Here is a 20,160-nt window from a genome sequence, read left to right on the forward strand (position 1 = left end):
CATCCATCCGGTGGACAGGAGCATGCATGACCGACCGCTTTGCGCTGCATTACGTTCCCGAGGCGTTTTCCGTCGCCGGGCAGAAGCTGATGGGCCGCCAGTCCGCCGGCGTCGGGCTGCTGCGCGCCATCGCGCAGGCCGATGGCCTGGCCGACATCGGCTGCGTCGCCGCCGACCGCAGCCACGCGGACGCGTTCGAGGCGCTGCTGCGCGCCGACGGCTACGCGGGACGGAGCACCTGGGTACCACCCTCCGCGCCGCAGGAGCTGGCCTATTACGGCTGCCTCTACCATCCGGGGCCGGGCATCGAGCGCCTGGCCTGGCGCCGGCTGCAGGCGGGCGAGGGGCTCTACAGCCTGTGCGGCATCGCCCACACCACCGCCAACCACGAGATGATGAGCATGGTCGCGGACCTGCTGGTCGCGCCGGTGCGCGGCTGGGATGCGGTGGTGTGCACCTCGCGCGTGGTGCGCGACAGCGTGCGGGTGCTGCTCGAGGAGCAGGCCGAGTACCTGCGCGCCCGCCTCGGCGCCTGCCGCTTCGAGCTGCCGCAGCTGCCCCTGATACCGCTCGGCGTGCATTGCGCCGGGCTGCGCATCGACGAGGCGAGCCGGGCGCAGGCCCGCGAACGGCTGGGCATCGGCGGCGAGGATGTCGCCGTGCTGTTCCTCGGCCGCCTGTCGGTGCACGCCAAGGCCCATCCGCAGCAGATGTTCACGGCGCTCGAACGCGCCGACAAGGACGGACGCCGCGTCCACCTGGTGCAGTGCGGCTGGTTCGCCAGCGAGGCGATGGAGTCGGCCTTCCGCGAGGCGGCGGCGCTGCTCTGCCCCTCGGTGCGGCTGGTCGAGCTGGATGGACGCGTGCCCGGACACAAGCACGACGCCTGGGCCGCCGCCGACATCTTCACCTCGCTCTCCGACAACGTGCAGGAAACCTTCGGCCTGACCCCGGCCGAGGCCATGGCGGCCGGGCTGCCGTGCGTGGTCTCGGACTGGAACGGCTACCGCGACACGGTGCGCGACGGCGTCGACGGCTACCGCATCGCCACCGTGATGCCGCCGCCAGGGGCCGGGCTCGACCTGGCGCTGCGCTACGACGACGGCGTCGACAGCTTCGACATGTACTGCGGCCACGCCAGCCAGGCGGTGGCGGTCGACGGCGCCGGCCTGGCCCAGGCCTATGGGCGCCTGATCCGCGACGCCGAGCTGCGCCGCCGGATGGGCGCCAGCGCGCGCGCCAGGGCCGAGCGCGAATTCGACTGGAGCGCGGTGTTCGTGCGCTACCGCGAACTGTTCGCCGAGCTGGGCGAGCGCCGCCGCGCCGACCCGGTGCTGGCGCCGCCGCTGCCGCGGCAGGCCCCGGACCGGCCCGACCCGTTCCGGCTGTTCGCGACCCACGCGACGCGCGCCCTGAACCCGACCTCGCTGGTCGAGCTGAAGGCGGACGCCTCGCTGGCGCTGGTGCGCCAGTACCGCGAGCTGGGCATCAACCGTTTTGCCGCCTCCTCGCTGCCCACCCTGGAAGAGTTCGGCGTGATCTTCGGCGCCATCGGGCCGCGCCCGATGCAGGTCGACGAGCTGATCGATACGCTCGGCCCGTGGGACCGCGCCACCCTGCTGCGCGGGCTGACCTGGCTGTGCAAGATGGACATGCTGAGGATTACGGACGGGGGACGCTGACCTGCACGGGCATCCGCGTCTCAGGCCGCATGCGGCGCCGCCGTGCGTCCGCGCGCGGCATCCACGCTGCAGGCGCCGGCCCCGAACGCCACCACCTGCAGCAGGCCGCCGGTCAGCGCGATGTTCTTCAACAGGTGGATCAGCTGGTTCTGGTCGCCGATCGCGCTGTGGAAGGCGAATGCGGTGACCAGGGAGAACGCGGCCAGCAGCGCCGCCACCAGGCGCGTCCTGATGCCCAGGACCAGCAGCAGGCCGCCGCCCGCCTCGACCGCGATGGCGCCGGCCAGGGCCAGCGACGCGAACGGCAGGCCGGCTGACTGGATATAGCCCATCGTGGCGGCCGGTGCGAGGGCTTTGCCGATGCCGCTGAACACGAAGATGGTGGCCATCAGGATGCGCCCGATAGCGGAAATGATGGATTGCCTGGTGGTGGAGTTCATGGTCCTTCCTTTCATGTCGTAGGTGATGGCGGCGCTTGCAACGGCGCCGCGCATGCTTAAATCTGTCCGATAGCGCGCAGATGGGCGCCGATGCGTGCGATCTCGCGCTCGCCGCGGTCGAGGGCGGCCTGGCTGGTGTGCACCGAGTAGGTGCCGGTGACGAGCTCATGCGGATGCCTGGCCGCCGAGCCGAGCACGAATTCGGTAACGCCGCGCGCCATGAACGCCAGGGCGCCGTCGCCCTCTTCAAACACGGCGATCTCGGGGCCGATGGCTTCCGCTCCGGCCAGCAGCACGCCGCGGACCGGCGCCACCCAGGCCAGGTCGTGGCCCGGCGGCGGCGTGTAGGTCCAGCGCTCGCCATCCTCGAGCTGCACGTGGAGGTAGTTGATCGGCGCGCGGGTCGCGATCGGGCTGCGCACGCCGCCGTATGCGCCGATCACCACGCGTGCGGGACCGCTGCGCGGCGCCTCGTGCGGGGCCAGGTAGCGGCTGTGCGCCGGGCCGTTCTCGTCCTCCGGCGGCAGCGCCAGCCAGAGCTGGAAGCCGCGCACCGGCGCATCGCCGGCGATGCCGCCGCCGTGCCACACGCCGCCGCCGGCGTTCATCCATTCGACGCCGCCGGCCGGCAGCACGCCGGCATTGCCGGTCGTTTCGCGGTAGCTGACGGCGCCTTCCATGACGACGGTGACGGTGGCGATGCCGGAGTGCGGATGCATGCCCATGTCGCCGCCGTGGCCGCTGAACGCGAAGCGGTCGAGGAAGACGAAGGGCTTGATCAGCTGGCCGAGGTCGCCGGGGCTGGCGAGGCGCGTGATGCCGCCGCGCGTGCCGCCCGCCGTGCGGTAGATGATCCTGCGCGCGACGCGACTCGCTGGCGTGCTCGCGCCGATGCCGGCGTGGGTGGTGGTGGCCATGTCCATGTTGTTCTCCTTGCGTGGGCGGCGCCCGTTGTCGTGGTTGTGGGAGGGCATCTTAGGCAGGCTGGAATGATCGTGGAAGCCTATATAATTCGATGACTCGTATCGATGGAGGCGATAGATGCTCGACGGGATGTCCATGGACCAGCTGCGCACCTTTATCGCGGCGGCCGACGAGGGCAGCTTTTCCGCCGCCGGCCGCAAGCTGCGGCGCGCGCAATCGGTGGTCAGCCACACGCTGGCCAATCTCGAACTGCAGGTCGGGTTCGCGCTGTTCGACCGGTCGGGCCGCTATCCGCAGCTGACCGACGCCGGCCGCGCGCTGCTCGAGGATGCGCGCCAGGCCGCCGGCAGCATGGATGCGTTCAAGGCCAAGGCGCGCACGCTCGCGGAAGGACTCGAACCCGAGCTCGCGGTGGCGGTCGACGTGATGTTCCCGATCGCGACCCTCACCGCCGCGGTGCAGGCCTTCCACCACACTTTCCCCTCCACGCCGCTGCGCCTGTATGTCGAGGCGCTCGGCGCCGTGGTGCAGCCGCTGCTCGACGGCCGCTGCCGCATCGCGGTGATCGGCTCGCTGCCCGATGTGCCGGCCGCGTGCGCATCCGAATACCTGGTCGGCGTGCCCGCGGTGTCGGTCGCCGCGCCCGGTCATCCGCTCGCGCGCATCGAGGGCGACATCATGCGCGACGAAGCGGCGAAGCATGTGCAGCTGGTGCTGACCGACCGCTCGAGCCTGACCAGCGGACACGACTTCGGCGTGCTGTCGCCGCACGTGTGGCGGCTCGCCGATCTCGGCGCCAAGCACGCATTCCTGCGCGCGGGACTCGGGTGGGGGCACATGCCGCTGCACATGGTCGAGCACGACCTCGCGAGCGGCGCGCTGGTGCGCCTTCGGCATGAGCGCTATCCGATGCAGGGCGCGGCGTTCTCGATGCACGCGATCTTCCTGAAAGACCAGCCGCCAGGTCCCGCGGGACGCTGGTTCGTCAATCAGTTGAAATGCGATTCGGTGTGATGGACTTTTATCGGCGCGATGTGGTCTTACCGAGGATGGAAGCAGGTGGTGTTTTTAGGTTCTTCCGGTTGCGCACCCACAAAGTTTTCGTGTACTTTACGTGATTGAATTTGTCAAAACGTGAACATGTGATATTGTCGCGGCAATCGGGCAAACAATCGATCGAATAATAGGACGCTGAACCACTCAGTATGCACGTAAGCGAAGCGAAAAGAACAAGCCGCACTGCCTGACCCGATCTTCAGGCAAGGCGGCTTTTTCTTTTCGCGCCCGCAAGGGTAGCGGTGTGAACGCATTGGGTTCGGTGGCCTGTCGACGTTGGCTGAAGCGCTGCAATTGTGAGGAGTTGCAGCAGTTCAGCCGGTGCCGGATTCATTGGCGTAAATCGATCTTCGGTTTGGGCCGATGAATAATTCGCCGGGACATGAAAATGGCCGGGCGGATTTCAACCTTGAGCGTATAACTCATCGCAGATGAAGGAGAAAAAAAATGGCAACCGCTAAGAAACCAGCAGCAAAGGCAGCAGCAAAGAGCGCGCCTTCGTCCTCGACGAAGGCCAGCGCTAAAACCGCCGCCGAGAAACCAGTAGCAAAGAAGGCAGCCGCCACCAAGGCGACCGCCACCAAGACGACCGCCACCAAGGCCACCGCCACCAAGGCCACCGCCACCAAGGCGGCAGCCAAGCCGGTCGCTAAAAAAGCCGCAGCAAGCAAAACCGCTGCAACCAAAACCACCGCCACCAAGGCAGCAGCAAAACCTGCAGCAAAGAAAACTGCAACCAAGGCAGCTGCAAAACCGGTAGCGAAGAAAGCGGCCGCCACCAAGGCAGCAGCAAAACCTGCAGCAAAGAAAACCGCCACCAAGGCAGCTGCAAAACCGGTAGCGAAGAAAGCGGCCGCCACCAAGGCAGCAGCAAAACCGGCAGCCAAGAAAGCGACCGCCACCAAAGCCGCCGCCAAACCGGCAGCCAAAAAGGCGACCGCCACCAAAGCCGCCGCCAAACCGGCAGCGAAAAAGGCGAGCGCCACCAAAGCCGCCGCCAAGCCAGCAGCCAAAAAGGCGAGCGCCACCAAAGCCGCCGCCAAGCCAGCAGCCAAAAAGGCGAGCGCCACCAAAGCCGCTGCCAAGCCGGCAGCTAAAAAGGCGACCGCTACCAAAGCCGCCGCCAAGCCGGCAGCCAAAAAGGCGAGCGCCACCAAGGCCGCCGCCAAGCCAGCAGCTAAAAAGGCGACTGCCACCAAAGCCGCCGCCAAGCCAGCAGCCAAAAAAGCGACCGCTACCAAGGCCGCCGCCAAACCGGCAGCTAAAAAGGCGACCGCCACCAAGGCCGCCGCCAAACCGGCAGCTAAAAAGGCGACCGCCACCAAGGCCGCCGCCAAACCGGCCGCCAAGAAAGCCGCTGCACCGGCTGCCAAGAAGGCGACTGCAACCAAGACCGCTGCGACCAAGGCCGCTGCCAAGCCTGCCGCGACCAAGACCGCTGCGACCAAGACCGCCGCCAAGCCTGCTGCGACCAAGACCGCCGCAACCAAGGCCGCTGCCAAGCCGGAAGTGAAGGCCGAGACCAAGGCCGAAGCCAAGCCGGAAGTGAAGGTCGAGACCAAGGCCGAAGCCAAGCCGGAAGCCAAGGCCGAAGCCAAGCCGGAAGCGAAGAAGCCTGCTGCGAAGAAGCCGGCTGCGAAGAAGGCCGAAGCCAGGAAAGCCGAAGCCAAGCCGGAAGCGAAGGCCGACACCAAGGCGCAACCAGCTACTCCTGCTGCGACTCCTGCTTCGTCCGCGAAGACCGTGCTGGCCCCGGCCGCCTGGCCGTTCCCGACCAGCAGCCGTCCGTAAGGCTTGCCCGGCAAGACGCGCACTTTCCGCGCGTCATAGCCAGTAATGCCTGGATAAGGCAAAATACCGCTGTGTGATCGGTTCGCACAGCGGTTTTTTTTTGAGGAGCGTTTGTGCTGTCTATTCTTCAGTTTCTCGTCGATACCGCCGCCGCACTATTGGGCGGATTGCTGCTGTTGCGCTTCTGGATGCAGGCGATTCGCGTGCGTCCTCCAGTACAGATCGGTCAGTTCACCTTCACGCTGACCGACTGGCTGGTGCTGCCGCTGCGGCGCCTGGTACCGGGAATGGGCGGCTATGACTGGGCCAGCCTGATCGGGGCTTTCCTGGTGGTGCTGGCCGCGAGCGCGGTGCTGCTGCTGGGCGGGGCGTCCGGCGAGATGGTGCTGCTTGGCGCGCTGTATCGCTTCCTGAACTGGATACTGTACGGTTTCATGGCGCTCCTGATCATCGACGCGATCTTCAGCTGGGTGAACCCGCATGCGCCGCTGGCGCCCTTCGTCCACGCATTGAATACCCCCATCCTGCGGCCGATCCGCCGCGTGGTGCCGCCGATCGGCGGCATCGACCTGTCGGTGCTGGTGGCGCTGGTGCTGATCCAGATTATCCAGTTCATCCTGCGCCAGGTCTTCTTCATGTGAGTCCGGGCGGTACGGGTGTGCAGGCAAACCTGGGTCCCGCGCAGGCGGGGAACCCAAGTTGCCAGGCGTCGTGGAGGATCAAGCCGTCCCCACGAACGCTGGCATGTCAGCGAAACCGGAACCCGAACGCCGCCTCGAACTGCTGGTCGAACTCGTCCGGCGTGAACGCATGGTTCTGCCCGCCCTGGCTCGCGATCTTGATCGAGCCCAGCAGGCTGGCGATGCGGCCGCTGGTCGGCCAGTCGAAGCCGTTGGTGATCCCGTACAGCAGGCCGGCGCGGTAGGCGTCGCCACAGCCGGTCGGGTCGACCACGCTCGATGCCGGCACCGCCGGGATGCGGTGGTGCTCGCCGCCCGCGTAGATGTCCGAACCTTCCGCGCCGCGCGTGATGACCAGCGCGTCCAGGCGCGCCGCGATATCGGCCTGCGACAGGCCGGTGCGGTCCATCACCATCTCGAATTCGTAGTCGTTCGCCGCCAGGTAGCTGGCCTGGTCGATGAAGCGGATCAGCTCTTCGCCCGAGAACATCGGCAGCTGCTGGCCCGGGTCGAACATGAACGGCAGCTTCAGGTCGGCGCAGTCGCGCGCATGCTTGATCATGCCGTCGCGGCCGTCCGGCGAGATGATCGCCACGCGCAGTGTGCCCTGGTCGGCCACGTTGTTCTCGTGCGAGTACTGCATCGCGCCCGGGTGGAAGGCGTTGATCTGGTTGTTGTCCTGGTCGGCGGTGACGAAGCACTGCGCCGTGTAGGCGTCGCCGATGGTACGGATGCCGCGCGTGTCGAGGCCCAGCTTGCCGAAGCGCTCCAGGTACTCGCCGCCGTCCTGGCCGATGGTGGCCATGATGAGCGGATCGCCGCCCAGCAGCTTGAGGTTGTAGGCGATGTTGGCCGAGCAGCCGCCGTATTCGGTGCGCAGGGTCGGGACGAGGAAGGAAACGTTCACGCGGTGCAGCTGGTCGGCCAGCAGCGTCTCGGCGAAGCGGCCGTGGTACTGCATGATCTTGTCGAACGCAAGCGATCCGCAGATCAGGGCGGTTTTGTTGGTCATGGGCGAGCCTTAAGGATAGAAAACGGCGATATGGTAGCCGGAGGGCGTCACGTCCTCCAGGCGGAAATGGAGCTTGACCGGCTGCTCGGCGCGCGCGCCGAAACCGGCGGCGGGCGCGACGCCTGGCGGCAGGTAGTCGCGCGGGCCGAATACGCGCCGCACCAGCGGCTTGTCGTCGGCGTCGGACAAGGTCAGTTCGATGCTCGGCCAGGCCTGCACCAGGTCGCCCTGGTTGCGCAGCAGGGTGCTCAGGGTATAGGCGTTGCCGCCCAGGGTAGTCAGTTCGCCGGTCTCGATGACGAGCTGGTCGATCCGCGCCGGCAGCTCGATCCGGCAGCCGAGCAGGGCGCAGCCCGACACCAGCGCCGGGCGCATGCCGGGATAGCGCGCCGCCAGCACGTCGCCGAAGCTCAGCACCGCCTGCGCCGCCAGCGCCAGCAGCAGCGCCACGCTGCCCACGGCCAGCGCGATGCGCACGGCCTTGCCGGACTTCTCGCGCTGGCGGCCGCGGCGCATGAATTCGGGCTCGTCGGCTTCGGGTACGCGCAGCTTGGGCGGCTCGATCTTCGTCGGGGTCAGCTTGGAGCGCCGCGCGCGCGACTCGGCGGCGCGCAGGCGCGGGCTTTTCGGCGGCGGCTGGACCGGCGGCATGGGCGGCGCCTGGCCGCCGGTGGATTCGCGCAGCAGCAGCGGGGGCGCCTCGGCCCGGCCCGGGCGCGCGGGCGCCGCCACGGCCTGCTGCGCCGGTTCCGGCTCGAGTCCGTCGTCGGGCGGCGGCGCCGCCACCAGCTCTTCGTCGACCGGCAGGTCGAGCACCGCGGCGCCGGCCGGCGCCGCAGCTTGCGCCGGCTCCGGCTCCGGCTCCGGCTCCGGCTCCGGTTCTGGCTCAGGCAGAGGCTCAGGTTCAGGCTCCGGCGCTATGGACTCCGCACGCGTTTCTGCCTGCGCGGCATCCGCATCCGTCGCCTGCGGCAGGATGCCGAAGGGCGCGAAGGTGCGGTCGAATTCGAGGGTGTAGATGGGAACGTCGCCGGCCTGCGTGGCGGGCGCTTCCGGGGAAGCCTCGGCGGCGACAGCCGGGGCAGGGGAGGGTTCAGGAGCAGGCGCAGGCGCCGGCGGCGTGGCGGCCGGCGCGCTAGCCGCAGGCGCGGCCGACAGGTCGACCAGCCCGCGGTTACCGTCGAAGACCTGCTGGCAGGCGCCGCAGCGCACGATGCCCCCGCGCAGCTTCAGCTGGTCCGCGGCGACGCGGAACACTGTGCCACAGTGGGGGCATTGGGTGGCGAGCGCCATGCCTCAGGCAGCGGAGCGCGGCGGCGGTGCGGTGTCCTGGCCGAGCTGACCGTGGAGGGCGACCCAGCCGTCCTGCTCGGCCCAGACGCCCAGCTTGATGAAGGGTGCGTAGGCGGCGGCCACTTCCTCGGCCTGGCGCGCCAGCACGCCCGACAGGATCAGCGAACCGCCCGGCGCCACGCGGCCGGACAGCATCGGCGCCATCAGCTTGAGTGGGCTCGACAGGATGTTGGCCACCACGATGTCGAACTTGCCGCTGGCATGGTGCGCATTGCCGGAGGCCGCGAAGGCGTCCGGCAGGTAGTAGGCGATCTCGACGCCGTTGCGCTCGGCGTTGGCGCGCGCCGATTCGATCGCCTGCGGGTCGATGTCGACGCCCACGACGTCGGCCGCGTCCAGCTTCTTGGCCACCATCGCCAGGATGCCCGAGCCGCAGCCATAGTCCAGCACCGACTTGCCCGGCGCCGGATGGGCTTCCAGCCATTCCATGCACAGGCGGGTGGTCGGGTGGCTGCCGGTGCCGAAGGCCAGGCCCGGATCGAGCTCGAGGATCAGGCCGTTCGGGTCCGGCGCCTCGTGCCAGCTCGGCACGACCCAGATGTTCTTGCCGATGTGGATGGGCTCGAACTGCGACTGGGTCAGGCGCACCCAGTCGGCATCCGCCACCGCGCGGGTGGTGAAGGCCGGGATCTGGGTCAGCTTGATGGCGTTCGCGGCTTCGGTGACGATCGCGAACTGGTCGGCGTCGGTATCCGTCAGCGCGACCACGCGGCTGTGGTCCCAGGCCGCTTCGGTGGGTTCCATGCCCGGTTCGCCGAACAGCGGCTTCTCGGCTTCCGTGCCTTCGTCGGCGTCTTCGACCGAGACCGACAGCGCGCCGGCCTCCATCAGGGCGTCCGACAGGGCCTCGGCGTGCTCGCGTGCGATCTCGATGACGACTTCAGTCCAGCTCATGCCTCTACCTTGGCTTCCGATTTGGCGCCGAGCGCCGTTTCCTTCGGCAGGTCGGGCTTGGAAGCCAGCTTCTGCTCGAGGTAATGGATGTTGGTGCCGCCTTCGATGAAGCGGGCGTCCACCATCAGTTCGCGGTGCAGCGGGATATTCGTGAGGATACCCTCGACCACCATTTCGGAGAGCGCGATTTGCATGCGGCGGATCGCCTGGTCCCGGGTGGCGCCATACGAGATTACCTTGCCGATCATCGAATCGTAATGAGGCGGCACATAGTAACCCGCATACGAGTGCGAATCGACGCGGATGCCGGGACCGCCCGGCGGGTGCCAGCCGGTGATGCGGCCCGGCGACGGGGTGAACTTGAACGGATCCTCGGCGTTGATGCGGCACTCGATCGCGTGGCCCGACAGCATGATGTCGCGCTGGCGGAAGCGCAGCTTTTCGCCGCAGGCGATGCGGATCTGTTCCTGCACGATGTCGATGCCGGTGATCATCTCGGTGACCGGGTGCTCGACCTGGACACGGGTGTTCATCTCGATGAAGTAGAACTCGCCGTTTTCGTACAGGAATTCGAAGGTGCCGGCGCCACGGTAGCCGATCTTGCGGCAGGCTTCGGCGCAGCGGTCGCCGATCTTCTCGATCAGCTTGCGCGGGATGCCCGGCGCCGGCGCTTCCTCGATCACTTTCTGGTGGCGGCGCTGCATCGAGCAGTCGCGCTCGCCCAGCCAGACGGCATTCTTGTGCTCGTCGGCCAGCACCTGGATCTCCACGTGGCGCGGATTTTCCAGGAATTTCTCCATGTAGACTTCCGGATTGCCGAACGCGGTGCCGGCCTCGGTCTTGGTCATCGCCACGGCGTTCAGCAGGGCGGCCTCGGTGTGCACCACGCGCATGCCGCGGCCGCCGCCGCCGCCGGCGGCCTTGATGATGACCGGATAGCCGACGCGGCGCGCGGTCTGGATGATCTCCTTCGGATCGTCCGGCAGGGCGCCGTCCGAACCCGGCACGCAGGGCACGCCCGCCTTGATCATCGCCTGTTTTGCCGAAACCTTATCGCCCATCAGGCGGATCGAGTCGCTGCGCGGGCCGATGAAGACGAAGCCCGATTTTTCGACGCGCTCGGCGAAGTCGGCGTTTTCCGACAGGAAGCCGTAACCCGGGTGGATCGCTTCCGCATCGGTGACTTCGGCCGCGCTGATGATCGCCGGCATGTTCAGGTAGCTGAGCGACGATTGTGCCGGGCCGATGCAGACGGATTCGTCTGCCAGCTTCACATACTTGGCGTCCTTGTCCGCCTCGGAGTGAACGACAACCGTCTTGATGCCCAGTTCGCGGCAGGCGCGCTGGATACGCAGCGCGATTTCACCACGGTTGGCGATGAGGATTTTTTCAAACATGGTAGGTTTGGTGTTTCTGTGAAAACCGGCGCGATAGCGCCGGACACGACATGGATGAGTTGGCGGCAGGAGTGGCCGCCGGGGGCTGCTTAGCCGATCACGAACAGCGGCTGGCCGAATTCGACCGGTTGGCCGTTTTCCACGAGGATCTTGGTGACAACGCCGCTCACGTCGGCGTCGATTTCATTCAGGAGCTTCATCGCTTCGATGATGCACAGGGTGTCGCCTTCCTTGATGTTGTGGCCGACTTCGACGAAGGCCGGAGCGCCCGGAGCCGACGAACGGTAGAAGGTGCCGACCATCGGCGACTTGACGACATGGCCGGTCGGCTCGGCGGCCGGGGCCGGCGCGGCGGCGGCCGGAGCCGGTGCCGCGGCCTGGACGGCCGGCGCGGCATAATGCTGCACGCCCTGCGGCGGCATGACCATCATTTGATTTTGCGGGATTGCAGAGGACTTGACGATGCGAACCTTGCTTTCGCCTTCGGTCACTTCGAGTTCAGCGATGTCCGATTCAGCGACCAGGTCGATCAAAGTCTTGAGTTTTCGTAGATCCATGTGAAACCCCTTGGAATTATTCGTTTTGAGAGAGCAAGTCGGCGCGATGGTGGTAGGCGCGCCGCTGCTTGATACATGAAGTTGACGTAGATTAACGCTATTTAAGCGCGAAGTCGATGGCAAACCTGTATCCGTCCGGTCCCAGTCCGCAGATCACGCCGCGCGCGATGGCAGAGAGATAGGAATGGTGACGGAAGGCTTCGCGCTGGTGGATATTCGAGATATGCACCTCCACGAAGGGGATCGCCACGCCGGCAAGCGCATCGCGCAGAGCCACGCTGGTATGGGTCAGGCCGCCTGGGTTGATGACGATCGCTTCCACGCCTTCGTCGCGCGCGGCATGGATGCGGTCGATCAGTGCGCCTTCATGATTACTTTGGAAGCAGTCGAGCGTTGCGCCGGCCGCCTGGGCTTGGGCCACCGCCGCCGCTTCGATGTCGGCCAGGGTGGTCGCGCCGTACACACCCGGCTCCCGGGTCCCTAGTAGATTCAGATTTGGACCGTTGAGCAGCAGTAGCTTTTTCGCCATGATAAGGAGTCTGTATGCCCGAAAGTCAGGCATTGTGCCGCCAAGCACGCCTGTTGGCAAGCGGTAAAATTGTCAGTTGATGAAGGCAGTTTAACAGCAGTTTCGAAAAGGACGACCGTTCGTTATCCGTTCAGCTTGGCAAGATCCGCGCGCAGTTCATCGAACTTGAGCTTGCCCAGGTAAGTCTTGCGCACTTGCCCGTCCGCGCCGATCAGGACCGTATAGGGCAGGCCGCCGGCGGTATTGCCGAACTCGCGCGACAGCTCGGTGCCGCCCATGCCGGCCACGTACAGCGGATAGGCGATCTTGAGTTTGGCAGCGAATTCGGCCATGTTGGACGGCGAATCGATGCCGATGCCGATCACATTGAAGTGCTTGCCGCCGTCTTCGCCGGCCAGGTGCGACAGTTCGGGCATTTCCTGCACGCAGGGTGCGCACCAGGTGGCCCAGAAATTCACCAGCAGCGGCTTGCCTTGCCATTTCGACAGCGATTGCGGCTTGCCTTCCAGATCGTTGAGCGACTGGCCGAACAGGTTGGCGACAGCCGTGTGCTGCGGGCCGCCGGTCGGGGCGATCGCGGTGGTGACCGGGGGCGGGTCTTTCTTGTTGATGGCCACCAGGGCGCCCATCACGCCGAACATGGCGGCAACGGCCGTGTAGGCGGCCACGTGTTTCTTGTTCATTCGTCTTGTTCCAGAGTCTCGTCGGTAGTCATCAGTGCGCGCAGGCCGGCGGCGTCGACGCGCTGCAGGCGGCCGTCGGAACGCGGCTTGAGGGCGCCGCGCAGGTCGTGGAACTCGTAGAGCTCGGCATGAACGGTTTCCTTCTGCCAGGTAAAGCTCACGGTCTCGACCGGCGGATGGCGGCCCCCCTTGAAATGCGGGATTTCCGAGATCTCAATATTAACATTACGGTTGAGTAAATATATCTCGACCTCCTTGGCGCTGTCGGCAAACAGCTGGAGGTGGATGCCGTCGTGCTCGCCGGCGGTGCCGTTGAGCACGGCGCCGGTGAGGTAGGGGCGGAACTCGGCCAGCGCTTCCATCACCTGCAGGGCGGTGACGCGCAGGTGGGCCAGGCGCCGGCCGTGTTCGGGGCCGCCGAACATGGCCAGGTACTTGCGCACCTCGTCCTCGATCTGGTTGTCGTCGGGCATCATGTTGGGCTTCGGCTGGTCGACGCCCAGCACCTGGCGCGCCGCCTTGCGCCGGGCGGTCGCGTAGTCCGCCCCATCCTGGGCGATCATGCGCGCTGCCGTGGCGGCGATCTCGGCGCGCAACTGGAGGAGATCGTTGTTCTGGTTCGGCATCATGGGGAGAATCATACTCTTGAACGGAAAATGACAGCGGCTCGGGTAGAATCGCGTATTCGCAATTCCACACGTCATGTCATGCACATTCATATTCTCGGTATTTGCGGCACCTTCATGGGCGGCCTGGCCGTGCTGGCCAAGGAAGCCGGCCACCGCGTCACCGGCTGCGACGCCAACGTCTATCCCCCGATGAGCACCCAGCTGGAAGCCCAGGGAATCGAATTGATCCAGGGCTATGGCCCGGAACAGGTGTCGCTGAACCCGGACCTGTATGTGATCGGTAATGTAATGACGCGTGGTAACCCGCTGATCGAGGAAATCCTGAACCGCGGCCTGAAGTATATGTCGGGCCCGCAATGGATCGGCGAGCATATCCTGCGTGAAAAATGGGTGCTGGCCGTGGCCGGCACGCACGGCAAGACCACGACCACCTCGATGCTGGCCTGGATCCTGGAAGACGCCGGCTATGCGCCGGGCTTCCTGATCGGCGGCGTGCCGATGAATTTCGGCGTCTCGGCGCGCCTGCACGGCGACAAGCCGTCCGAGTTCTTCGTGATCGAGGCCGACGAATACGACACCGCCTTCTTCGACAAGCGCAGCAAGTTCGTGCACTACCACGCCCGCACCGCGGTGCTGAACAACCTCGAATACGACCACGCCGACATCTTCCCCGACATCGGCGCCATCGAAACCCAGTTCCACCACCTGGTGCGCACCGTGCCGGGCGTGGGCCGCCTGGTCGTGAACGGCGACGAAGCCTCGCTGGGCCGCGTGCTCAAGCGCGGCTGCTGGAGCGAGAAGGAGACCTTCGGCGCGGCCGACGGCGTGGACTGGAGCCTGGTCGAGCATCCGGGCGGCGCCAGCTTCGACGTGGTGTTCAACCATGAAGTGCTGGGCACCGTGCACTGGGACCTGACGGGCAGGCACAACCGCTCGAACGCGCTGGCCGCGATCGCCGCCGCGCGCCATGTCGGCGTGCCCCCGGGCCAGGCCATCGACTCGCTGTCGCGCTTCCAGAGCGTCAAGCGGCGCATGGAAGTGCGCGGCGCCGTGAACGGCATCACCGTGTACGACGACTTCGCCCACCATCCGACCGCGATCGCCACCACCGTGGGCGGCCTGCGCCAGAAGCTTGGCACGGCCGGGCGCATCCTGGCCGTGCTCGAGCCGCGCTCGAACACCATGAAGCTGGGCGCCATGAAGGACGCGCTGCCGGGCAGCCTGAAGGACGCCGACCTGGTGTTCGGCTTCGGCAGCCAGCAGGCGCTGGGCTGGTCGCTGGCCGACGCGCTGAAACCGCTGGGCGCGATCGCGCACAGCTTCGACCAGCTCGACTACCTGGTGCAGGCGGTGGTGCAGGCGGCCCAGCCGGGCGACCATATCCTCGTGATGAGCAACGGCGGCTTCGGCGGCGTGCACCAGAAGCTGCTGGACGCGCTGGCCCCATGATCCTGTACTTGCACGGTTTCCGTTCGTCGCCGCGTTCGTTCAAGGCGCGGGTGGTGCAAAAGACGCTGGAAGGGGCTGGCCGCGCGCATGAGCTGATCTGCCCGCAGCTGCCCGCGTCGCCGAAGGCGGCGATGGAACTGGCCCTGCTGCTGGCCGAACGCCATGCGCCGCACGACCTGTCCATCATCGGTTCCTCGCTGGGCGGTTTCTACGCCACCTGGCTGGCCGAGCGCCTCGGCGTGCGCGCGGTCGTGATCAACCCGGCGGTCGACCCGACCCGCAACCTGGAACAGCATGTCGGGGTCACCAGGGCCTGGCATTCGGATGATTTATTCGAGTTCAAGCAGGAGTACATTGGTGAACTGGAGGCGCTGCGGGTGCGGACGATCACGCGTCCCGAGCGTTATTTCCTGCTGGCCGCCACCGGCGACGAGGTGCTCGACTACCGCGAGATGGTGGCCCACTATGCCGGCGCGCGCCAGCATGTGATCGAGGGCAGCGATCATGCGATCTCCGAATTTCCGCAGTATGTGGACGAGGTGCTTGCGTTCTGCACGCCGCAGCCTGGCAAAGCGGGCGCGCTGCAGTGAGGGGCGGTTCGTTGCGCCAGGCGGCCTGGCAGCCGCATGCCCGCGCCGTGCGCGCGCCCCTCGCCATGCATGACTGGCTGACCACCCCGGGCTCGCTGACCGCGCGCCTGACCGCGCAGAGCGGCAGCTTCCGGGTGCGCCGCCTGCACCAGGGCGGCGCCCTGTGCCTGGCGGACGAGGCGCGCGCGATCGCCCTGCCGCGCCGGGAGCAGGTGTGCGAGCGCGAAGTGCTGCTGGTCTGCGACGGCAGGCCGGTGGTGTTCGGCCATACCGTGGTGCCGATGCGCTGCACCGCGCACGACTGGCCGCTGTTTTCCGCGCTGGGCGAGCGTTCGCTCGGCACCACCCTGTTCTACGACCCGCTGGTGCGCCGCGGCCGGCTCGAGTTCGCGCGCCTGCGCGCGGGCCATCCGCTGGTGGAGCGCGTGCGCGCCGCCGCCGCCGGGGCCGGGGACGACAGCGGGGACGAAACGATTTATTTTGCGCGGCGCTGTGTCTACCGCCGCCGTCAAGGACTGCTGCTGGTCACCGAGGTATTCTTGCCCGCGGTGCTGGACCTGGCGGCAGCCGCACACCTGAAGAACACGAAATAACATGAATCTATTTTTTGAAGAGTCGGGCGACTTCAAGGTCGGCGCCGTACTGTCGCAGGCCGGCGAGGCTTACCAGGTCGAGATGCCGAGCGGGAAACGCACCAAGGTCAAGGCGAAGGACGTGCTGCTGCAGTTCGACAAGCCGGAACCGCAAGCCCTGCTGGACGCCGCCAAGGGCATCGCCGCCGAGGTCGACCTCGACTTCCTGTGGGAAGTGGCGGGCGCCGAGGAATTCGGCTTCGCCGAGCTGGGCGCCGAATACTTCGGCCATGCGCCGCTGCCGTTCGAGGCCGCCGGCCTGGTGCTGGCGCTGCACGGCGCGCCGATCTATTTCTATAAAAAGGGCCGCGGACGCTACAAGGCCGCGCCCGAGCAGTCGCTGAAGGCGGCGCTGGCCGGCATCGAGAAGAAGAAGCAGCAGGCGATCATCCAGGCCGGCTATGTGGACGAGCTGAAGGCGGGCAAGCTGCCGCAGGCCATGCAGGCGCTGGTGCAGCAGCTGCTGTTCAAGCCGGACAAGAACACCATCGAATACAAGGCGCTGGAAACGGCCGCCGACGAGATGCAGACCACGGCCCAGCGCCTGATGCTGGCCAACGGCGGCCTGGCCTCGCCCAAGGAACTGCACATGGCGCGCTTCCTGTTCGAGCACTTCCCGCGCGGCGCCGGCTTCCCGCCGGTGGATGTGCCGAAGGCGCCCGCCGACCTGCCGCTGGCCGACGTGGCCGCGTTCTCGATCGACGACGTGACCACCACCGAGATCGACGATGCGTTCTCGGTGGTGAAGCTGGAGGATGGCACCGTGCGCGTGGGTATCCACATCGCGGCCCCGGGCCTGGGCATCCGCCCGGACGACGCCATCGACAAGATCGCGCGCACCCGCATGTCGACCGTGTATATGCCGGGCGACAAGATCACCATGCTGCCGGACGAGGTGGTCGACGCCTTCACCCTGGCCGAGGGCAACGATTGCCCGGCGCTGTCGCTGTACGCGGTGCTCAACCCGGGCGACTGGTCGGTGGTCTCGACCACCACCCGCGCCGAGCGCGTGCCGGTCAAGAGCAACCTGCGCCACAACGACCTCGACGAGGTGGTCAACGAAGAGACCCTGAATAGCGGCGCGGGCGAGTATCCGCACAAGGAAGAGCTGGGCCTGCTGTGGCAGTGGGCGCTGGCGCTGGAAGCGGGCCGCATGAAGAAGCGCGAAGCCTTTGGCCTGAAGCCGGAGCAGGCGAACCGCGTCGACTTCAACTTCTACGTCGAGGACGACGTGGTGACCATCCTGCGCCGCAAGCGCGGCGCGCCGCTGGACAAGATCGTGGCCGAGCTGATGATCTTCGCGAACAGCACCTGGGGCAAGCTGCTGCACGACTCGGGCGTGCCGGGCATCTACCGTTCGCAGGCACCGGGCGCCGGCGGCTGGAACGCCAAGCTGCAGGTGCGCATGGTGACGCACGCGGCCCCGCACCAGGGCCTGGGCGTGGACCAGTACGCGTGGAGCACCTCGCCGCTGCGCCGCTACACGGACCTGGTGAACCAGTGGCAGATCCTGGCCTGCGCCTCGAACGGCGTGACCGCGCCGCTGGTGGCGCCGTTCAAGCACCGCGACGCGACCCTGTTCTCGATCGTGTCGGCGTTCGACGCGGCGTATTCCGCGTACAACGACTTCCAGCAGAACATGGAACGCTACTGGTGCCTGCGCTGGCTGGGCCAGGAGCAGGCGAAGCAGGTCGAGGCCGTGGTGCTGAAGGACGAGATCGTGCGCCTGGCCGAGGTCCCGCTGGTGGTGCGCCTGGCCGGCATGACCCAGGTGGCGCGCGGGGCGCAGGTGCGCCTGGATATCGTGCGCTGGGACGAGGTCGACCTGACGCTGGAGGCGCGCCTGCTCGAAGTGGCGGCCGTGGCGCCGGATGCCGCGCTGGCGCTCGAGGATGAGGAAGAGGGCGATACCGGGGAAGCGGCTGCGACCGAAGCGGTCGAGGCCGAGGGAGCGGTGACGGTGGTGGATACGGGGACGGAGCAGGCGGCGTCGTAAAGCCGTGGCAGGGTGGACGGGTTCTCCCGTCCACGCTACGCCCACCATTGGCAAAACGCCAATGTATCAACACCTGACTGTTGCACCCACGCCTTATCCCTCCCTACCCGCCCACTGGCGCGGTAGAATGATTAAATTCCCTGATTCAACAGCCCCTCCGGCCCCTGCTGCGCGTGACGTATTCCCGACAAAACCGCCCCCTGATCATTGCCCTGGCCGTTTCCGTGGTGGCGCACGCGGCGCTGCTGGCGGTCCGTTTCGCCGCGCCCGACGCCTTCCGCCAGCAGCCGGCCGACCCCGGCCTGGAAGTGGTGCTGGTCAATGCCAGGCACGCCAAGGCCCCCGCCAAGGCCGACGCCCTGGCCCAGGCCAACCTCGACGGCGGCGGCAGCGCCGACGCGGGGCGCGCCAAGTCGCCGCTGCCGGACCTGCGCAAGGTCGAGGATGGCGACAGCATCAAGGCCCTGCAGCGCCGCATCGCCGAACTGGAACAGCAGCAGCAGGACGTGCTCACCCGCGCCCGCCGCTCGCAGTTCACCGCGCCCGCGCTGACCGAAAAGGACAAGCCCGACCCCACCCGTACCGGCGCCGACAACCTCGATACCAGCCGCGCGATCTCGCGCAGCGCGGCCGAGATCTTCGAGCGCATCGAAGAGGAAAACCGGCGCCCCAAGCGCACCCAGATCACCCCCAGCACGCGCCAGGTCGGCTACGCGCTGTACTATAAAGAGATGCAGAAGCGGGTCGAGGAAGTCGGCACGCTCAACTTCCCGCAGCAGAGCGGGCGCAAGCTGTACGGCGAACTGGTGGTCTACATCCCGGTCTTCCAGGACGGCAGCCTGTACCTGAAGGACGGCGGCCCGCGCATCGAACGCAGTTCGGGCAGCGCGGCGCTGGACAAGGCGGCGCTGGAGATCGTGCGCCGCGCCGCGCCGTTCGGCAGCTTCCCGGCCAACATGCGCACGCAGGGCAAGGACGACCTATGGGAAGTGTTCACCCGCTTCCGTTTCACCCGAGAGGAAAAAATGCAGGCAGAACTCCGAGGAGGCGGCGCATGAGCGACCGTTATTGCGTCATCGGCAATCCGATCGCACACAGCAAATCCCCCCAGATCCACGCCGCCTTCGCGGCCCGGACCGGCCAGGAACTGGACTACGAGCGCTGCCTGGCGCCGCTCGACGGCTTCGAGGCCACGGTGCGCCGCCTCGTCGACGAAGGCTACCGCGGCGCCAACGTCACCGTGCCCTTCAAGCTGGAGGCGGCGAAGCTGGCCACCCGCTTGTCCGAGCGGGCGCGCGCCGCCGGCGCCGTCAACACCCTGGTGTTCGCGGATGGCGAGATCGCCGGCGACAACACCGACGGTCCGGGCCTGGTGGCCGACATCGTGCGCAACGCCGGCGTGGCCCTGGGTGGCAAGCGCATCCTGCTGCTGGGCGCGGGCGGCGCCGCGCGCGGCGTGATGCTGCCGCTGCTGCTCGAAGACCCGCGCGAGATCGTGGTGGCCAACCGCACCCTCGCCACCGCCGAGGCGATGGCGCGTGATTTCGCGGCCTACGCCGAGCGCATCGCCGTGCGCGGCTTCGCGGACGTGGAGGGCGGCTTCGACGTCGTCATCAACGCCACCTCGGCCAGCCTGGCGGCCGACGTGCCGCCGGTGCCCGACAGCGTTTTTTGCCAGGGCACCCTCGCATTGGATATGATGTACGGAAATAAACCGACCGTGTACATGGACTTCGCGGCGGCCCGCGGCGCGGTTGTACGCGACGGCCTGGGCATGCTGGTGGAGCAGGCGGCCGAAGCCTTCGCCCTGTGGCGCGGGGTGAGGCCGGACACGGCGGACGTCCTGAACTCGATGCGCCAATAATC

At 67.2% G+C, this 20,160-nt stretch carries 20 protein-coding genes; 10 read left to right on the forward strand and 10 right to left on the reverse strand.

All coding sequences use genetic code 11. The annotated features are described in order from the left end of the window. Nucleotides 1-26: 26 nt before the first annotated feature. Nucleotides 27-1,682: a glycosyltransferase family 4 protein gene (locus tag H162_RS29985; protein WP_020651981.1), complete on the forward strand. Its 1,656-nt coding sequence runs from the start codon at nucleotides 27-29 to the stop codon at nucleotides 1,680-1,682. A gap of 20 nt (nucleotides 1,683-1,702) precedes the next feature. Here H162_RS29985 and H162_RS0103095 read toward each other — a convergent pair whose 3' ends face one another. Together H162_RS0103095 and H162_RS0103100 are read right to left on the reverse strand one after the other, a co-directional pair. Then, the gene (locus H162_RS0103095; protein WP_084676920.1) at nucleotides 1,703-2,122 is read right to left on the reverse strand and encodes a DoxX family protein; all 420 of its coding nucleotides are present in this window, start codon (nucleotides 2,120-2,122) and stop codon (nucleotides 1,703-1,705) included. 56 nt (nucleotides 2,123-2,178) lie between these two features. Further along, on the reverse strand, nucleotides 2,179-3,045 hold the full coding sequence (locus tag H162_RS0103100; RefSeq protein WP_020651983.1) for a pirin family protein: 867 nt from the start codon (nucleotides 3,043-3,045) through the stop codon (nucleotides 2,179-2,181). 118 nt (nucleotides 3,046-3,163) lie between these two features. On the opposite strand from H162_RS0103100, the gene H162_RS0103105 reads away from it, so the two are divergent. From H162_RS0103105 to H162_RS0103120, 3 genes are all read left to right on the forward strand, one after another. After that, entirely contained in the window at nucleotides 3,164-4,060 is an 897-nt protein-coding gene (locus H162_RS0103105) for a LysR family transcriptional regulator (RefSeq protein ID WP_020651984.1), read from the forward strand. A 489-nt stretch (nucleotides 4,061-4,549) separates the two neighbouring features. Continuing rightward, nucleotides 4,550-5,893, forward strand: coding sequence for a transcriptional regulator (locus H162_RS35620; RefSeq protein ID WP_307188060.1), 1,344 nt, complete (start codon nucleotides 4,550-4,552; stop codon nucleotides 5,891-5,893). Nucleotides 5,894-6,006: 113 nt separating this feature from the next. Then, on the forward strand, nucleotides 6,007-6,534 hold the full coding sequence (locus tag H162_RS0103120) for a YggT family protein (protein WP_026354163.1): 528 nt from the start codon (nucleotides 6,007-6,009) through the stop codon (nucleotides 6,532-6,534). Nucleotides 6,535-6,640: 106 nt separating this feature from the next. Here H162_RS0103120 and H162_RS0103125 read toward each other — a convergent pair whose 3' ends face one another. The 8 genes from H162_RS0103125 to H162_RS0103160 all read right to left on the reverse strand — a co-directional run bounded on the left by H162_RS0103125 (nucleotide 6,641) and on the right by H162_RS0103160 (nucleotide 13,627). Next, nucleotides 6,641-7,585: a carbohydrate kinase family protein gene (locus H162_RS0103125; protein ID WP_020651989.1), complete on the reverse strand. Its 945-nt coding sequence runs from the start codon at nucleotides 7,583-7,585 to the stop codon at nucleotides 6,641-6,643. A gap of 9 nt (nucleotides 7,586-7,594) precedes the next feature. After that, the gene (locus tag H162_RS0103130) at nucleotides 7,595-8,878 is read right to left on the reverse strand and encodes a DUF3426 domain-containing protein (protein WP_051109863.1); all 1,284 of its coding nucleotides are present in this window, start codon (nucleotides 8,876-8,878) and stop codon (nucleotides 7,595-7,597) included. A 3-nt stretch (nucleotides 8,879-8,881) separates the two neighbouring features. Beyond that, on the reverse strand, nucleotides 8,882-9,832 hold the full coding sequence (prmA, locus tag H162_RS0103135; RefSeq protein ID WP_020651991.1) for a 50S ribosomal protein L11 methyltransferase: 951 nt from the start codon (nucleotides 9,830-9,832) through the stop codon (nucleotides 8,882-8,884). Continuing rightward, entirely contained in the window at nucleotides 9,829-11,229 is a 1,401-nt protein-coding gene (accC, locus tag H162_RS0103140; protein WP_020651992.1) for an acetyl-CoA carboxylase biotin carboxylase subunit, read from the reverse strand. The genes prmA and accC overlap by 4 nt, the downstream gene beginning before the upstream one ends. An 89-nt stretch (nucleotides 11,230-11,318) precedes the next feature. Continuing rightward, entirely contained in the window at nucleotides 11,319-11,786 is a 468-nt protein-coding gene (gene accB / locus H162_RS0103145) for an acetyl-CoA carboxylase biotin carboxyl carrier protein (RefSeq protein ID WP_026354164.1), read from the reverse strand. 97 nt (nucleotides 11,787-11,883) lie between these two features. Next, nucleotides 11,884-12,315 carry a type II 3-dehydroquinate dehydratase gene (gene aroQ, locus H162_RS0103150; RefSeq protein ID WP_026354165.1) on the reverse strand — a complete coding sequence of 144 codons (432 nt, stop codon included), beginning with the start codon at nucleotides 12,313-12,315 and terminating at the stop codon, nucleotides 11,884-11,886. Between the two features lie 122 nt (nucleotides 12,316-12,437). Next, nucleotides 12,438-12,998, reverse strand: a complete 561-nt coding sequence (locus H162_RS0103155; RefSeq protein ID WP_020651995.1) for a TlpA family protein disulfide reductase — start codon at nucleotides 12,996-12,998, stop codon at nucleotides 12,438-12,440. Next, nucleotides 12,995-13,627 (reverse strand): hypothetical protein, encoded by a 633-nt coding sequence (locus tag H162_RS0103160; protein ID WP_020651996.1) that lies wholly within the window; start codon nucleotides 13,625-13,627, stop codon nucleotides 12,995-12,997. Before H162_RS0103160 ends, H162_RS0103155 begins: the two co-directional genes overlap by 4 nt. Before the next feature lie 78 nt (nucleotides 13,628-13,705). Here H162_RS0103160 and mpl point away from each other — a divergent pair, with 78 nt between their 5' ends. From mpl to aroE, 6 genes are all read left to right on the forward strand, one after another. After that, nucleotides 13,706-15,076: a UDP-N-acetylmuramate:L-alanyl-gamma-D-glutamyl-meso-diaminopimelate ligase gene (gene mpl, locus H162_RS0103165; RefSeq protein ID WP_084676918.1), complete on the forward strand. Its 1,371-nt coding sequence runs from the start codon at nucleotides 13,706-13,708 to the stop codon at nucleotides 15,074-15,076. Further along, on the forward strand, nucleotides 15,073-15,666 hold the full coding sequence (locus H162_RS30000) for a YqiA/YcfP family alpha/beta fold hydrolase (RefSeq protein WP_020651998.1): 594 nt from the start codon (nucleotides 15,073-15,075) through the stop codon (nucleotides 15,664-15,666). Before mpl ends, H162_RS30000 begins: the two co-directional genes overlap by 4 nt. Then, nucleotides 15,663-16,259 carry a chorismate--pyruvate lyase family protein gene (locus H162_RS0103175; RefSeq protein ID WP_040786281.1) on the forward strand — a complete coding sequence of 199 codons (597 nt, stop codon included), beginning with the start codon at nucleotides 15,663-15,665 and terminating at the stop codon, nucleotides 16,257-16,259. Before H162_RS30000 ends, H162_RS0103175 begins: the two co-directional genes overlap by 4 nt. A 1-nt stretch (nucleotide 16,260) precedes the next feature. Then, nucleotides 16,261-18,294, forward strand: coding sequence for an RNB domain-containing ribonuclease (locus H162_RS0103180; protein ID WP_020652000.1), 2,034 nt, complete (start codon nucleotides 16,261-16,263; stop codon nucleotides 18,292-18,294). Nucleotides 18,295-18,467: 173 nt separating this feature from the next. Next, the gene (locus tag H162_RS0103185; protein WP_229451900.1) at nucleotides 18,468-19,352 is read left to right on the forward strand and encodes a TonB family protein; all 885 of its coding nucleotides are present in this window, start codon (nucleotides 18,468-18,470) and stop codon (nucleotides 19,350-19,352) included. After that, a complete protein-coding gene (gene aroE, locus H162_RS0103190) occupies nucleotides 19,349-20,158 on the forward strand; it encodes a shikimate dehydrogenase (protein WP_020652002.1) in 810 nt (269 codons plus the stop codon). The genes H162_RS0103185 and aroE overlap by 4 nt, the downstream gene beginning before the upstream one ends. Nucleotides 20,159-20,160: the final 2 nt, after the last annotated feature.

The sequence above is a fragment of the Massilia niastensis DSM 21313 genome (assembly GCF_000382345.1).
Classification (GTDB): domain Bacteria; phylum Pseudomonadota; class Gammaproteobacteria; order Burkholderiales; family Burkholderiaceae_D; genus Telluria; species Telluria niastensis.

What these genes read in the sequence shown, in the direction of transcription:
- H162_RS0103155 (WP_020651995.1), bottom strand. Translation starts at nt 12,998, where the DNA reads ATGAACAAGAAACACGTGGCCGCCTACACGGCCGTTGCCGCCATGTTC.
- H162_RS0103105 (WP_020651984.1), top strand. Translation starts at nt 3,164, where the DNA reads ATGCTCGACGGGATGTCCATGGACCAGCTGCGCACCTTTATCGCGGCG.
- H162_RS30000 (WP_020651998.1), top strand. Translation starts at nt 15,073, where the DNA reads ATGATCCTGTACTTGCACGGTTTCCGTTCGTCGCCGCGTTCGTTCAAG.
- H162_RS0103160 (WP_020651996.1), bottom strand. Translation starts at nt 13,627, where the DNA reads ATGATGCCGAACCAGAACAACGATCTCCTCCAGTTGCGCGCCGAGATC.
- H162_RS0103130 (WP_051109863.1), bottom strand. Translation starts at nt 8,878, where the DNA reads ATGGCGCTCGCCACCCAATGCCCCCACTGTGGCACAGTGTTCCGCGTC.
- accC (WP_020651992.1), bottom strand. Translation starts at nt 11,229, where the DNA reads ATGTTTGAAAAAATCCTCATCGCCAACCGTGGTGAAATCGCGCTGCGT.
- H162_RS0103125 (WP_020651989.1), bottom strand. Translation starts at nt 7,585, where the DNA reads ATGACCAACAAAACCGCCCTGATCTGCGGATCGCTTGCGTTCGACAAG.
- H162_RS0103100 (WP_020651983.1), bottom strand. Translation starts at nt 3,045, where the DNA reads ATGGACATGGCCACCACCACCCACGCCGGCATCGGCGCGAGCACGCCA.
- H162_RS0103095 (WP_084676920.1), bottom strand. Translation starts at nt 2,122, where the DNA reads ATGAACTCCACCACCAGGCAATCCATCATTTCCGCTATCGGGCGCATC.
- H162_RS35620 (WP_307188060.1), top strand. Translation starts at nt 4,550, where the DNA reads ATGGCAACCGCTAAGAAACCAGCAGCAAAGGCAGCAGCAAAGAGCGCG.
- mpl (WP_084676918.1), top strand. Translation starts at nt 13,706, where the DNA reads ATGCACATTCATATTCTCGGTATTTGCGGCACCTTCATGGGCGGCCTG.
- aroQ (WP_026354165.1), bottom strand. Translation starts at nt 12,315, where the DNA reads ATGGCGAAAAAGCTACTGCTGCTCAACGGTCCAAATCTGAATCTACTA.
- prmA (WP_020651991.1), bottom strand. Translation starts at nt 9,832, where the DNA reads ATGAGCTGGACTGAAGTCGTCATCGAGATCGCACGCGAGCACGCCGAG.
- accB (WP_026354164.1), bottom strand. Translation starts at nt 11,786, where the DNA reads ATGGATCTACGAAAACTCAAGACTTTGATCGACCTGGTCGCTGAATCG.
- H162_RS0103180 (WP_020652000.1), top strand. Translation starts at nt 16,261, where the DNA reads ATGAATCTATTTTTTGAAGAGTCGGGCGACTTCAAGGTCGGCGCCGTA.
- H162_RS29985 (WP_020651981.1), top strand. Translation starts at nt 27, where the DNA reads ATGACCGACCGCTTTGCGCTGCATTACGTTCCCGAGGCGTTTTCCGTC.
- aroE (WP_020652002.1), top strand. Translation starts at nt 19,349, where the DNA reads ATGAGCGACCGTTATTGCGTCATCGGCAATCCGATCGCACACAGCAAA.